Annotated in this window: 15 protein-coding genes; 7 read left to right on the top strand and 8 right to left on the bottom strand. The window is 73.2% G+C overall.

Going from position 1 to position 13,357, the window contains the following annotated elements:
- Positions 1-18: 18 nt before the first annotated feature.
- A complete protein-coding gene (locus tag FB470_RS05005) occupies positions 19-375 on the top strand; it encodes a YidH family protein (RefSeq protein WP_306989124.1) in 357 nt (118 codons plus the stop codon).
- Positions 372-656: a DUF202 domain-containing protein gene (locus FB470_RS05000; RefSeq protein ID WP_306989123.1), complete on the top strand. Its 285-nt coding sequence runs from the start codon at positions 372-374 to the stop codon at positions 654-656. The genes FB470_RS05005 and FB470_RS05000 overlap by 4 nt, the downstream gene beginning before the upstream one ends.
- Here the strand turns inward: FB470_RS05000 and pdxR (FB470_RS04995) are convergent.
- Positions 640-2,034 (bottom strand): MocR-like pyridoxine biosynthesis transcription factor PdxR, encoded by a 1,395-nt coding sequence (gene pdxR / locus FB470_RS04995; RefSeq protein ID WP_306989121.1) that lies wholly within the window; start codon positions 2,032-2,034, stop codon positions 640-642. The two genes, FB470_RS05000 and pdxR (FB470_RS04995), sit on opposite strands and share 17 nt — an antisense overlap.
- Before the next feature lie 80 nt (positions 2,035-2,114).
- Between pdxR (FB470_RS04995) and FB470_RS04990 the strand changes: the two genes are divergently transcribed.
- From FB470_RS04990 to fdhA, 3 genes are all read left to right on the top strand, one after another.
- The gene (locus FB470_RS04990) at positions 2,115-2,726 is read left to right on the top strand and encodes a mycothiol-dependent nitroreductase Rv2466c family protein (protein ID WP_306989119.1); all 612 of its coding nucleotides are present in this window, start codon (positions 2,115-2,117) and stop codon (positions 2,724-2,726) included.
- A 433-nt stretch (positions 2,727-3,159) separates the two neighbouring features.
- Positions 3,160-4,359 (top strand): MFS transporter, encoded by a 1,200-nt coding sequence (locus FB470_RS04985; RefSeq protein ID WP_306989118.1) that lies wholly within the window; start codon positions 3,160-3,162, stop codon positions 4,357-4,359.
- Positions 4,360-4,434: 75 nt separating this feature from the next.
- Positions 4,435-5,655 (top strand): formaldehyde dehydrogenase, glutathione-independent, encoded by a 1,221-nt coding sequence (gene fdhA / locus FB470_RS04980; protein ID WP_306989116.1) that lies wholly within the window; start codon positions 4,435-4,437, stop codon positions 5,653-5,655.
- Between the two features lie 91 nt (positions 5,656-5,746).
- On the opposite strand, the gene FB470_RS04975 is transcribed toward fdhA, so the two are convergent.
- The 3 genes from FB470_RS04975 to FB470_RS04965 form a co-directional block, all read right to left on the bottom strand.
- Positions 5,747-6,943, bottom strand: coding sequence for an FAD-dependent oxidoreductase (locus FB470_RS04975; protein ID WP_306989114.1), 1,197 nt, complete (start codon positions 6,941-6,943; stop codon positions 5,747-5,749).
- Positions 6,940-7,536, bottom strand: a complete 597-nt coding sequence (locus tag FB470_RS04970; RefSeq protein ID WP_306989112.1) for a PadR family transcriptional regulator — start codon at positions 7,534-7,536, stop codon at positions 6,940-6,942. The genes FB470_RS04975 and FB470_RS04970 overlap by 4 nt, the downstream gene beginning before the upstream one ends.
- A 78-nt stretch (positions 7,537-7,614) precedes the next feature.
- A complete protein-coding gene (locus tag FB470_RS04965) occupies positions 7,615-8,214 on the bottom strand; it encodes a LysE family translocator (protein ID WP_306989111.1) in 600 nt (199 codons plus the stop codon).
- A 29-nt stretch (positions 8,215-8,243) separates the two neighbouring features.
- On the opposite strand from FB470_RS04965, the gene pdxR (FB470_RS04960) reads away from it, so the two are divergent.
- Complete coding sequence (pdxR, locus tag FB470_RS04960; RefSeq protein ID WP_306989109.1) at positions 8,244-9,701, top strand: MocR-like pyridoxine biosynthesis transcription factor PdxR; 1,458 nt, start codon at positions 8,244-8,246, stop codon at positions 9,699-9,701.
- A gap of 113 nt (positions 9,702-9,814) precedes the next feature.
- Here the strand turns inward: pdxR (FB470_RS04960) and FB470_RS04955 are convergent, their stop codons facing one another.
- Positions 9,815-10,357, bottom strand: coding sequence for a hypothetical protein (locus tag FB470_RS04955; RefSeq protein ID WP_306989108.1), 543 nt, complete (start codon positions 10,355-10,357; stop codon positions 9,815-9,817).
- Between the two features lie 105 nt (positions 10,358-10,462).
- On the opposite strand from FB470_RS04955, the gene FB470_RS04950 reads away from it, so the two are divergent.
- The gene (locus FB470_RS04950) at positions 10,463-11,374 is read left to right on the top strand and encodes an NADP-dependent oxidoreductase (RefSeq protein ID WP_306989106.1); all 912 of its coding nucleotides are present in this window, start codon (positions 10,463-10,465) and stop codon (positions 11,372-11,374) included.
- Here the strand turns inward: FB470_RS04950 and FB470_RS04945 are convergent.
- The 3 genes from FB470_RS04945 to FB470_RS04935 all read right to left on the bottom strand — a co-directional run bounded on the left by FB470_RS04945 (position 11,371) and on the right by FB470_RS04935 (position 13,238).
- Positions 11,371-11,529, bottom strand: coding sequence for a hypothetical protein (locus tag FB470_RS04945; protein ID WP_306989105.1), 159 nt, complete (start codon positions 11,527-11,529; stop codon positions 11,371-11,373). The genes FB470_RS04950 and FB470_RS04945 overlap by 4 nt on opposite strands.
- A 9-nt stretch (positions 11,530-11,538) precedes the next feature.
- Entirely contained in the window at positions 11,539-12,678 is a 1,140-nt protein-coding gene (locus FB470_RS04940; RefSeq protein WP_306989104.1) for an MFS transporter, read from the bottom strand.
- A gap of 92 nt (positions 12,679-12,770) precedes the next feature.
- The gene (locus FB470_RS04935) at positions 12,771-13,238 is read right to left on the bottom strand and encodes an RrF2 family transcriptional regulator (protein ID WP_306989103.1); all 468 of its coding nucleotides are present in this window, start codon (positions 13,236-13,238) and stop codon (positions 12,771-12,773) included.
- Positions 13,239-13,357 lie beyond the last annotated feature (119 nt).

Below are 13,357 nucleotides of genomic sequence, written 5' to 3'. Positions count from 1 at the left end.
AACAGTAACGTGAGGAGCATGAGCCCGCGCTGGTACGAAGAGGGGGAGGAGCCCGACTACCGCTTCACGCTCGCCAACGAGCGCACCTTCCTCGCGTGGTTGCGGACGGCCCTCGCGCTCATCGCCGGCGCCGTCGCGCTCATGCAGTTCGTGCCCCAGTTCTCGATCTCCGGGCTCCGCACGACCCTGGCCGCGCTGCTCGCCGCCACCGGCACGCTGCTCGCCGCCTTCGGCTACCGGCGCTGGGCCAGCGTGCAGCGCTCGATGCGCCACAAGCGGCCACTCCCCATGACGTGGCTGCCGTTCGTCGTCGGCTGGACGGCCGCGATCGCCGGGGCCATCGTCCTCGTGGTCGTGCTGGCCACCGTGCGATGAGGGACCCGGGACTCCAGCCCGAACGGACCGCGTTGGCCTGGCAGCGCACGGCGCTCTCCGCGGCCGTCGCGGCCGTTCTGCTCCTGCGCAGCGGGCTCACCCGCGACGCCCCGCTCGAGATCGCTGCCGCGGTGTGCGCCGCCGCCGTCGTCGTGCTGTGGTTCGTCGCTGTGCGGCGGCCGTCCACCACCGGCAGCGCGCGGCACGTCCTCGGCGCGGCCACCGTCGCGGTCGCCGCGGCCGGTGCCCTCACCGCGATCCAGGTCATCCTGCAGCCCTGAACGCGTCGCGCAGGGCGCGCAACCCGGCGGGGATGTCGTCCAGCGAGATCGCGCCGTACCCGAGCGCGATGCCCTGCTCCGGCGGCAGATCGCCGTAGTAGGTGTGCAGCGAGTCGAACGCGACACCGGGCGCGCGGACGGTCGACATGTCGACAGCCGACCGGGCGCACACGTGCAGGCCGGCCGCCGAGGGCACCAGCCGCAGCCAGTCGCCGAAGTCCCGGTCCAGGATCCGGGTGATCAGCTCGTGCCGGGCCGCGTACTCGCGCGTCGCCTTGCGCACGTGCCGGGTCAGCAGTCCCTCGTCGAGGAACCGGGCCAGCGCGGCCTGCGTGACGAGGTCGCCGTGCCAGTCGGTGAGCTGCTTGGCCTTGAGCAGCGCGGGCCGCAGCGCGGCGGGCGCGACGAGGAACCCGAGGCGCAGCATCGGCAGCAGGGTCTTGGCGAACGACCCGATGTAGACCACCCGGCCGGCTCGGTCCAGGCTCTGCAACGGATCCAGCGGCCGTCCGGCGAAGCGGAACTCGCTGTCGTAGTCGTCCTCCACGATCACCGCGTCCCGCCGGCTCGCCCACTCGAGCAGCGCGGCCCGCCGAGCCGGGGACATCGGGGTGCCGAGCGGGAACTGGTGCGACGGCGTGACGTGCACCAGCCGCGCGTCCCGCGGGATCCGGTCCACGACGATCCCCTCGCCGTCGACCGGCACGCCGGTCACGCGGGCGCCGAGCGACCGGAGCAGCCGCCGGGCCGGGGGATAGCCCGGATCCTCGACGGCGACGCGGTCGCCCGGCTCGACCAGCACCCGGACGACGAGGTCGAGCGCCTGCTGCGCGCCCTGGGTGACCAGCACGTCCTCGGCGGAGGCGTGCACCGACCGGGCGATCCCGAGGTGTCGCGCGACCGCCGCACGCAGTCCACTGTGGCCGGACGGATCGCCGTACCCGGCGGGTATTTCCCGGCCCCGCAAGCTTTGCGACACCAGTCGTCGCCAGGTCTGCACCGGGAACAGGCGTACGTCCGGTGCGCCGACCCGGAAGTCGTGGCGAACCGGGTGCGCCACCGGAATCGGGTCGGGCAGCGTGTCCCAGATCCGCCGCGCGGCGAGAACGCCCGCCGGCGCGTGGCGTGGCCGACCGGGAGCCGTGCCGGCCACGAACGTTCCCGCGCCGACGCGGCCGGTGAGCAGGCCTTCGGCGGTGAGGCGGTCGTAGGCCGCCGCGACGGTGTTGCGCGAGACGGCCAGGTCGCGAGCCAGTTCCCGGGTCGGTGGCAGTCGCTCGCCGGGGCGGAGCCTGCCGTCGGCGATGGCGTCGCGGAGCTGGCGGTAGATCTGCGCGACGAGGTCGCCGCGGCCGGTCAGGCTGACGTGCAGGTCCACACCGGCTCCTCGAATGGCCCAAACGGAAAGGCAGAAATTGGAGCTTACTCCGGGCCATTCGGGTTTCTAGTGTTCGTCGCATGACTTCTGCCGACCTCTGGTTCGACCCGAAGTGCCCGTGGGCGTGGATCACCTCGCGCTGGCTGCTGGAAGTGGAGCGGGTGCGGGACGTGCGCGTCGGTTTCCACGTGCTGAGCCTGTCGCTGCTGAACGAGGGCCGCGAGGTGGAGCCGTGGTACCGGGAGTGGCTGGACAGCGGCTGGGGCCCGGCGCGGGTCGCGATCGCCGCCGAGCGGAAGTGCGGCAACGAGGTGCTGCGCGACCTCTACACCGCGCTCGGGCGGCGGATCCACCTGGAGCGGGCGCCGGTCGGGCGGGAGCTGTACCTCGCCGCGCTCGCCGAGTGCGGCCTGCCTGCGGACCTCGCGGACGCCGCCGAGACCGACGCGTGGGACGGGGAACTGCGGTCGAGCACCGCGGCGGGACTGGCGCCGGTGGGCGAGGACCTCGGCACCCCGGCGATCCACGTTACGACGGAGGGCGCCGTGAACGCGTTCTTCGGGCCGGTCGTCACGCCGGCCCCCCGCGGCGAGGCGGCGGGGCGCCTCTGGGACGGCGTGGTGCTGGTCTCGAGCACCGACGGGTTCTTCGAGCTGAAGCGGGCCCGCACCCGAGGGCCGGTGGTGTCGTGAGGCCCGCCCGGCGCGGGGCGCGCAGTTGCCCGGTTCCGGACCACCCGAGTGCCCCGCTGATCGCGGCGGGGCCGGCTGTCCGGGTGCGACCGGTCGTGCGGGCGGTGGCGGCGCCGCTGGGCGCTGGGCCCGCGGGAGCCGACCCGGCCCAGCCGGGCGCGGCGGTTCCGTCCGCGAGGCCAGTCCCGACTCACCTGGACGCCACCCCGGCCGCCCCACTGATCGCGGCGCGGCAGGCCGGCCGGGTGCGGGCGGTCGTACGGGCGGAGGCGGTGGCGGCGCCGCTGGGCGCTGGGCGCGCGGGAGCCGACCCGGCCCAGCTGGGCGCGGGGACTCCGTCCGCGAGGCCGGTCCCGACTCACCCCGGCGCCACCCCGGCCGCGCCACTGATCGCGCCCCGGCCGGTTCGGGCGACACGGCCCCGGAGCGCGGCATGAGCGTCTCGCGGTCGCTCGCCCTCGCGCAGCTCGTCAACTCACTCGGTGACGGCGCCTACTACGTCACCTCCGCCCTCTACTTCACGCTCGTCGCGGGGCTCTCGCCGGCTCAGGTGGGGCTCGGGTTGACCGTCGGCTGGGCGGTCGGTGCCGTGGGCGGCGTGGTGGCCGGTCACCTCGCCGACCGGTGCGGTCCACGCCGGGTCGCCGTCGTGCTCGCGCTGGCCACGGCCGCCGCTCTCGGCGCGTTCCCCGTCGCCACCGGGTTCCCCGCTTTCCTCGCCCTCGCGACCTCCTACGCGTGCGGCCAGAGCGGTCTCGCCGCAGCCCGGCAGGCGCTGCTGGCCGGGCTGGTCGAACCCGCCCGCCGCACCCGCGTGCGCGCCCACCTCCAGGCGGCGACCAACGCGGGACTCGCCGTCGGCGCCGCTCTCGGCGGTCTCGCGCTGCAGGCCGGAACCCCCGCGGCCTACCAGACGGTGTTCGCCGCGGACGCCGCCGGTTTCGTCCTCGCCGCCCTGATCCTGTCGCGCGTGCCCGAAGCACCCGCGGTCCCCGCGCCCGACGGCCCGCGACTGGCCGTGCTGCGGGACCGCCCGTACGCCGTGCTGGCGTTGTTGAACACGATCATGCTGCTGAACATGCCGCTGCTGAGCCTGGTCATTCCACTGTGGATGGTGCAGCGCACGGACGCGCCGGCCTGGCTGGTGTCCGCCCTGCTGGTGGTCAACACCGTGAGTGTCGTGCTGTTCCAGGTCCGCGTCGCGCGGCGGGTGACCGGCGTTCGGACGGCCGCGCGGGCCGCTCGCCGGGCCGGGATCCTGATGCTGCTCGCGTGCGCGGTGTACGCGCTGTCGGCCGGCTCCTCCGGTGCGCCGGCGACCGGCGTGGTGCTCCTCGTCGCGGCGGGAATCCAGGTCGCGGGGGAGATGCTGGCCGCCGCCGGCGCCTGGGAACTCGGCTTCGCGCTCGCCCCGGACGACAAGCAGGGCCAGTACCAGGGCTTCTTCGCCTCCGGTGTCGCGGTCGCCCGCACGATCGGCCCGCTGCTGCTGACGACACTGGTCCTCGACGGCGGGGTGGCCGGCTGGCTCGTGCTGGGCGCGCTGTTCCTGTTCACCGGTTCGGCGTTCGTACCGGTCACCCGGTGGGCGGGCGCGCGGGAAACGCCGTCCGAAATGGTCTTCCGGCCCTAGAACCGGTGGTGGGCGGGTTCCTAGCATCGGGTCCTGACGTTCAACGGCGAACGAGGAATCGAGGCGGCAGAACTTATGGCGGGCAACAAGGCGGTCACCTACATGGGGCCGGGCAAGGTCGAGGTCGACACGATCGACTACCCGACCTACACGCTCAAGGACGGCCCTGGCGTGAACCAGGCCAATGTGGGACGCGAGTGTCACCACGGCGTCATCCTGAAGAACGTCGCGACCAACATCTGCGGCAGTGACCAGCACATGGTCCGCGGCCGCACCACGGCGCCGGAAGGGCTGGTGCTGGGCCACGAGATCACCGGTGAGGTGATCGAGACGGGTCGCGACGTCGAGTTCATCAAGGAGGGCGACTTGGTCTCCGTGCCGTTCAACATCGCCTGCGGGCGCTGCCGGAACTGCAAGGAGGGCAAGACGGGCATCTGCCTCAACGTCAACCCGGACCGGCCCGGGTCGGCCTACGGGTACGTCGACATGGGCGGCTGGGTCGGTGGCCAGGCCGAGTACGTGATGGTGCCCTACGCCGACTGGAACCTGCTGAAGTTCCCGGACCGCGACCAGGCCATGGAGAAGATCCTCGACCTCACCATGCTGTCCGACATCTTCCCGACCGGGTTCCACGGTTGTGTTTCGGCCGGTGTGGGTGTCGGGTCGACGGTGTACATCGCGGGCGCGGGCCCGGTCGGCCTGGCGGCGGCGGCGTCCGCGCAGCTGCTCGGCGCGGCCGTGGTCATCGTGGGCGACCTCAACGAGGAGCGGCTGGCGCAGGCCCGCAGCTTCGGCTGCGAGACGGTCGACGTGTCGAAGGGCGACCCGAAGGACCAGATCGCGGAGATCCTCGGGGAGCCCGAGGTGGACTGCGGTGTCGACGCCGTGGGGTTCGAGGCGCGCGGGCACGGCAAGGAGGCCGCGACCGAGCACCCGGCGACGGTGCTGAACTCGCTGATGGACATCACCCGCGCCGGCGGTGCCCTCGGTATCCCGGGCCTGTACGTGACGGGCGACCCGGGCGCCCCCGACGAGGCCGCGCGGCACGGTTCGCTGTCCATCCGGATCGGCCTGGGCTGGGCGAAGTCGCACGGGTTCACCACCGGGCAGTGCCCGGTGATGCGCTACCACCGGCAGCTGATGATGGCGATCCTGAACGACCGGGTCCAGATCGCGAAGGCCGTCAACGCGACACCGATCCCGCTGGCCGAAGCCCCGCGCGGCTACCAGGAGTTCGACCAGGGCGCGGCGCGCAAGTACGTCCTCGACCCGCACGGGATGCTGGCCAAGGCCTGATCGGAGGCAGGGGGGCGGTCGCCGCGCGAGGGTCAGCCGGCCCTCGCGCGGCGCTTCGTCCGGTCCTCACGCACATCGGCCGGTGCGCAGCTCAGGCGGGCACCGCCGCGGGGGAGGTCCACTCGATGTGGTGCTCGAACTGCCAGGTGAACTTTTCGGGCTTCGCGAGGCGCATCGCGGTGGGCATCAGCAGGTCGCGCAGGACGCGGGCGACCGGTCCCGCCGCCTTGTCGCTGTTGGTGCGGGCGGCCAGTGCGATGATCCGCTCGACCCGGGACCGCCGGGCCCGCTCGTAGGCGGCGAAAGCCTGGTCGTGCGGGAGATCGCGCAGGCAGCGGGCCAGTTCGACGGCGCTTTCGATCGCCAGCGACGCGCCCTGCCCGGAGCTGGGTGACGTCGGGTGCGCGGCGTCGCCGATCAGGACCATCCGTCCCCGGCTCCACACGGGCACGGTCGGGATGTCCTCGAGCGCACCGGTGATCACCAGCCCGGCCGGGTCGGTCAGCTCGATCAGCCGCGTCGCCGGTGTGCGGTCGTCGGCGAAGGCGTCGCGCAGCACGCGCAGCCACTCGTCCGCCCCGGCCGACACCGCCTCGGCCCGGGTCATCGGTTCGCGCCGCGGCAGGTTGGCGAACCAGCCGCCCGACGAGTCGTCCTCGATCTGGTAGCCGAAGAAGGCCCGCTTGCCGAACACCATGTGCATCCGGCCGCCCGTGCCCGGTAGCCCGCTGGAGGACGTGCGCGCGCCGAACCCGAGCAGGCCCGCGTACCGGGGCCGCGGAGCCGCGGGATCGAGGAGGCCCCGCACGGTCGAACGGATCCCGTCCGCGCCGATGAGGATGTCCGCGCGAGCCGTGGTGCCGTCGGCGAAGGAAACGCGGACCCCGTCACCGGTGTCCGTGGCGTCGACGAGGCGTTTGCCGTGCTCGACGGTGATGCCCTGGCGCACGGCCTCGTCGTAGAGGGCCCGGTAGAGCTCGTCGCGCCAGACGAACTGCATCGCGGGCAGGTGCGCCGGGCTGCCGAACTCGCCCAGGCGCTTGCCGGTCCAGCTCTGCATGACCATGCCCTCGATCGGGGTGCCGATGCGTTCCACGGCCTCTCTGGCGCCGATCACCTCCAGCGCGTCCAGGCCGTTGGGTGCGATGCTCAGCCCACCGCCGACCCCGTCGGCGGTACCGGAGTAGGCCTCGTACACGACGGCCTCGACCCCGGCCCGCCGCAGCGCCATCGCGGCCACCGGTCCGGCGATGCCGCCGCCGATGACCATCGCGGTTGTCGTCGTCATGGGTTTTCCCTCTCCTCGTGGAATTTCGCCCACGTGTCCCGCCAGTCGGCGATCCGCTCGAGGAACCGGTCGACGAACCCGATCTCCGCGTCCAGCACCGCCAGCCGGTAGTCCTCCTCGACCAGGAACAGCGGGTGCACGCCGTCGGCGGTCGCGGAGGCGATCAGCTCGGTGATCTCGGCGCGTTGTTCGCCGAGGCGGAGTTTGCGGTTGCGCAGCAGAGCGACCACGTCGTCGGGCGGCAGCGCCCCGATGAGCGACAGCGCGGCGACGAAGTGCGGGTACTCGTGCTTGGGTTCTTCGACCAGTTCACGCAGCCAGTCCCGCAGCTCGTCGCGGCCTTCGGGGGTGAGGGCGTAGGTGGTGCGCTCGGGGCGGAGGCCCTCGCGCCGGGTTTCCTGCGCGGCGATGAAACCGGCCTTGGCCAGCTGCTGCATGACCATGTAGAGCGAGCCGTGGGTGAACTTGATGCTGCGGGCGTCGCCGTTGGTGCGCAGGGTGCGGCTGAGCTCGTAGGGGTGCATCGGTTCGCGCGTGAGGTAGGCCAGCACCGCGAGCGCCAGCAGGTTCCCCACCGGTCGTTTCTTCGCCATGCTCTGACTATCCACCCCTGATTAGTCAGAGTAAACTATTTTGCCCTCGCGGACCGCGGGGTCCGTTGCGTTCCGGCATCACGGCGCGGCCAGCCGCGCGGCCAAGGCGACGAACGTGCCCGCGAACACCCGGCGCATCCACGCCCGCACCCGCGGCCGGGACAGCACCCGGTCCCGCAGCGCGGCCGCGCACGCGCCGTAGGCCAGGAAGACGACCAGCGTCAGCACCATGAACACCGCGCTCAGCCCGGCCATCGTGAGCATCGAGCGCGGATCGCCGGCGTGCACGAACTGCGGCAGGAACGCGAAGAAGAAGATCGTGAGCTTCGGGTTGAGCACGTTCACCAGCACGGCCGAGGTGATCACGCGCCCGGCGGACTTCGGCGCGGGTGCCTCCGGCGGCGAATCCTTCTCCCGCAAGGACGACCACGACAGGTAGAGCAGGTACGCCACCCCGGCGTACTTGATCACCTGGAAGGCGACGGCGCTGGCGTGCAGCAGTGCGGCGAGCCCGGTGATCGCGGCGACCGCGTGCGGGACGATGCCCAGCGTGCACCCGACCGCGGCCACGGCGCTCGCCCGGGTGCCGTGGGCCAGGCCCGCGTTCATGGTCAGCAGCGCGCCGGTACCCGGGGTCGCCACCACGACCAGCGCGGTGAGGAGGAATTCGAGGCTCATGCGGACCAGCCTCGTCCCATACTGGTCCGGTGAACAGGTCCAAAGGCCAGCCTTCCCACCGGGCCATAACGGGGTCCGACTTCCTCCAGCTCGACGTGCGCGAGGCGCCCGCGGGCGGCCGTTCGGCGTGGCTGGCGGAGCGGCTGCGCGGCGCGATCGCGGATGGGCGTCTCGCGGTCGGCAGCCGTCTCCCGGCGACCCGGACGCTCGCGGCGGAGCTGGGCGTGTCGCGCGGCGTCGTCACCGAGGCGTACCAGCGGCTGGTCGAGGACGGGCACGTCGCCGGACGGGGACGCGGCGGGACGGTGGTGGTGGCGGTGCCGGTCACGCCGTCGCCCGCGCTCGTACCCACCCCGGCGGATGTCGTGTTCGAGCCGCGCCCGGACGTCTTCGACCGGTTGCGGGCGGCGCCGGCGCGCATCGACCTGACACCGGGTGTGCCGGACCTGGCGGCGTTTCCGCGGGGCGCGTGGCTGCGGGCGGAACGAGCGGTGCTCGGCGGGCTGTCGGCGCCGGACTTCGGTTACGGCGACCCGCGGGGCGCGCCGCCGTTCCGGCTGGCGGTGGCGAACTGGCTGGCGCGGAACCGGGGGATCCGGGTCGACGCGGACGACGTGGTCGTGGTGTCCGGGGTCGCGCAGGCGCTGGGTCTGCTGGCGACGGTGTTCCGCGCGCACGGTGTCGGCGAAGTGGCCGTGGAGGACCCCGGGTCGCTGGGCGCGCGGCAGCACCTGCAGCACAGTGGACTGACGACGCCGCCGGTGCCGGTCGACGAGAACGGCGTGCGGGTGGACGCGCTGGCCTCGCCCGCGGTGCTGTTGACACCCGCGCACCAGTTCCCGACCGGCGTGGTGCTCGGCGGCGAGCGGCGGCGCGAGCTGATGCGGTGGGCGGGCGAGGGCGGTCTGATCGTCGAGGACGACTACGACGCCGAGCACCGCTACGACCGCCCGCCGGTGCCCGCGCTGCGGTCGATGCTGCCGGAGCGAACCTGTTACGCCGGAAGCATTTCGAAGCTGCTCGCCCCCGCGTTGCGGATCGGGTGGCTGCTGGTGCCCGGACGCTACCGGCGCGACCTGGTGGACGCGAAGCGGTACGCCGACCTGGGGAACGCCGTGTTGCCGCAGCTGGTGCTCGGACACTTGATGGGCTCAGGGGAGCTGGAGCGGCACCTGCGGCTGCTGAGGCGCCGCCACCGCACCCGCCGCGACGCGATGATCGGAGCCGTGAACCGGCACCTGCCGTCGGCGCGGGTGCACGGCGCCGCGGCGGGCCTGCACCTGATGGTGACGTTCGATTCGCCTGTGTCCGATGTGGACTTGGCCGCGGAGGCGCTGGCGCGCGGGGTGAAGGTGCAGCCGCTGTCCTGGCACCGGCAACGCCCCGGCCCGCCGGGGTTGGTGCTGGGCTACGGCGCCAGGTCCGCGGGCGAGATCGAGGACGGGATCGCCGTGATCGGGGAGCTGGTGCGCGGTACGCGGACGTGAGGTGCGCGCCGCCGGCCGGAACCAGGTCGTCGGTCCTGAGCGCCCGGTCTGCGGCTGCGAGCGGCCAGGTCGCCGCTACCGTCCGCCTCTGACGGGACGCCGCGTGTCCCGGCTTACGGCGCGTGGTCCGGCGGTGGCCAGCCGGCCGTGTTCAGGTCGATCTCGCACTGCTCGCGGTCCGACGCCGCCGCCTCCCGGTCCGCCCGCGACGCCGCGCGGTCCTGCCGCGACTGCCCGCGTTCCTTGCCCGCCTGGCGCCGCTCGCCGTTGACGGCGTTCTGCGCGGCGTCCGCCTGCTCCAGGTAGGTGAGCAGGGTGTGCCGTTCCGCGGCCGCGGCGGCGCGGTCCGCTTCCGCGGCCTCCCGGTCGGCTCGCGCGTGGTCCAGCAACGCCGTCAGCGCGGCCGGGTCGTCGGCAGGCAGGTCCGCTTCCCGGTTGGCCGCGTTCTCTTCGCGCCGGCTCGCCGCCAGGTCACGGGCCTTGGCGTCACCGGTGGCGCGCGCCAGACCGCGCCGCTCGCGCCGGTCGCGGTCCGCGCGGAGCTCGCCGGACCCGTCGCGCTCCACCGCGGCCCGGTCACGCCGCGCCGCCATCCGGTCGCGTTCGTCGGCCAGTTCGTCGCGTTCCCGCGCGGCGCGGTCGCGGTCCTCCGGCATGGCCTCGCACCCCTACTCGCAGCGTGGACGCGTTGATTCTAATCGCCCGCACGGCCCACGACAGGACCGCGGAATAAGCCTCCAGAGGGGCTCGTTGCGCCGGACATGAAGGCAATCGCGCTGCAGGAGTACGGCACGGCGGACGACCTCCGGCTGGTCGACCTCCCCGACCCCAAGGTGGGCCCGGCCGAGGTGCTGATCCGGGTCAAGGCCGCCGCGATCAACCCGGTCGACTGGAAGCTCGCCGCCGGGGGACTGGACGCCCTGATGGAGGTCCGGTTCCCGCTGGTGCCCGGTTGGGACGTCGCCGGCGTCGTGGAGCGGGTCGGCTTCGACGCGGGGGAGTTCGCCGTCGGCGACGAGGTCTTCGGCTACATCCGCAAGGACTGGGTGCAGCAGGGCGCCTACGCCGAGCTGGCGTCGGCGAACGTGCGCATGCTCGCGAAGAAGCCGTCATCCCTCGACTGGGTGCAGGCCGCCGGGGTGCCGCTCGCCGGGCAGACCGCGTACCGCTCGCTCAAGCGGGTGGGCGTCCAGGCCGGTGAGACCGTGTTGATCCACGCCGCGGCCGGGGGCGTCGGGTCGTTCGGCACGCAGATCGCGGTCGCCCTGGGCGCGCGGGTGATCGGTACTGCCAGCGAGCGCAACCACGAGTACCTGCGTTCCCTGGGCGCCGAGCCGGTCGCCTACGGCGACGGTCTGGCGGACCGCCTCCGCGCGGTGGGCGGGATCGACGCCGCGGTGGACTTCGTCGGCGGCGACGCGGTGGAGACGTCGCTGGAGTTCGTGCGCCCGGAGCGGGTGGCGTCGATCGCCAACCCGGACGTCGAAGCGCGCGGCGGGCACTACGTGTGGGTTCGGCCGGACGGCGCGGAACTGGCCGAGCTGACCCGCCTGGCGGACGACGGCAAGCTCACCGTGCACGTCGAGCGCGCCTTCCCACTCGCCCAGGCCGCCGACGCGTGGCGCCTCAGCCAGCAGGGCCGCACCCGCGGCAAGATCGTCCTGACCGTCTAGGCCACGGAGATGCAGAACGGGTGGCCGGCCGGGTCGGCGTAGACGGAGAGCGGTTCCCAGGGCCGCGCGTGCTGGACGGCCAGCTGGGGCAGGCCGTCCGCGGTGTGCAGCACGAGCCGGCCGTCGTCGCCGTCCTCGTCGCCCGGCCGGTACACCAGGACCGGTCATTGTGCTGCCGGTCGTCGCGACGTGCGGATCAGGAAGACGCCCGCCAGGACGGCGATCACGGCGCCGGAGAAGAACAACCACGACGGGTGGGTGGCTCCGGCCAGTCCGCCGATGAGCGTTCCGGCGCCGATGCCGGCGTAGATCGAGGACGAGTTCAGGGCGATGACCAGCGCGGTGCTCTCCGGTGCGGCGCCGATGAGGCGGTGTTGTTGGGGAGGGGTCTGGCACCAGCTGCTCGCGCCCCAGGCGAGCGACAGCACCGCGACGAGCACGGGGACGACGACGTGCCAGTGGGCCAGCATGCCGAGGACGAGCAGCGTCGCGGTCATCGTCGCGTAGCCCCACGTCAGGACGCGCACGCCGCCGAACCGGTCGGTGAGGTGTCCCGCGCTCTGCGCTCCGGCGACCGCGCCGACCCCGTACAGGAACAGCATCCATTGGCTGTCCCCGGCCGGGACGCCGACCGCCTCGAACGCGGGCACCGCGTAGGCGTAGGCGGTGTAGGCGGCGGCCATGCCGAGCACGGTCACCGGCAGGATCGCCCGCACGGCGGGATCGCGCAGGACCGACAACCGCGCGCGCAGCGGCAGGTTCGGGCCGCCGTCGAGCTTGGGCAGGAGGAGCCCGAGCCCGATCGCCACCACGAGGCACAACACCGCGACCAGGGCGAGCGCGGTGCGCCACCCCATCGCGCGGGAAGCCAGGTTGCCCAGCGGAACCCCGACCGCGGTCGCCACGGTGAGCCCGCCGACCACGATCGCGAGAGCGCGGCCGCGGAACCCGGGCGGCACGAGGGCCGAGGCGACGGCTCCCGCGTTGGGCGTGACCGTCGCGGCACCGGCCGCCGCGACGACGCGCGAGACGATGAGCACGGCGAAGGTGGGCGCCAGCGCCGAGCCGGCGTTGGCGATCGCCAGGACAGCCAGCGCGACCACCAGCAGCAGTCGGCGCGGGACCGTCGCGGTCACGGACGCCAGGACCGGCGAGAGGACCGCGTAGGCGACGGCGAACAAGGTGAGCGACTGCCCGGCGGTCGCGAGCGAGACGTCCAGTTCCACGGACATGCGCGGCAGGAACCCCGCGACGACGAAGGCATCCGTGCCGACGGCGAACGTGCCCAGGGACAGGAGCGACACCTGCCCGATCGACCGTCTCGCGTCCTGTTTAAACGAGATATTCAATGTCCCGATCCTCCCGGTGAAAAAAGCCGGCCCGTGGGCCGGCTGAACTAGACGCGTTCGACGAAGCGACGTGCTCGCTGCTGGGCCGTCTTGGGCGTCGCGGCGAGGAGGTCGGCGAGGGTTTGCGCGGCGAGTTCGCGCCGCCACGCGAGCTCGGCCTTCCGGAACGCCGTCAAGATGCCGCAGGGGCGGCGAAACTCGTCCGCGCTCGCGGTGGCCCCGGCGCCCCGCTGGCGGACTTCCTGGCACTGGAAGGGTTCCAGCCCACCCTCGATCGCGACGACGACGTCCATGAGCGTTATCCCGGCCGGGTCCCTGGCCAAGCGGTAACCCCCGCGTGCCCCGGCGTCGGAGCTGAGGATGCCCGCCTTCACCAGCGGCTGCAGCCGCTTCTTCAGGTACTCCGGCGGCAGGTCGAAAACCTCCGCGAGCCGCCCGGCCGGCAGCGGAGCGAGATCATCGAGCCACGCGAGCACGAGGCAGCAGTGCAACCCCCACTCGACACCCTCACCCATACGCACAATCGGGACCTTACATGTCCCGATAATGCCCCGAAAGGCAGGGCGGCGACCTGCGAGTTCAACGGGCCTGTTCGCCCCTGTGGTTCGTGGCTCTCGGCGTTCGGCGACGGGCA

The organism is Amycolatopsis thermophila, from assembly GCF_030814215.1.
Classification (GTDB): domain Bacteria; phylum Actinomycetota; class Actinomycetes; order Mycobacteriales; family Pseudonocardiaceae; genus Amycolatopsis_E; species Amycolatopsis_E thermophila.
This window is presented reverse-complemented; position numbering and strand designations above follow the sequence as displayed.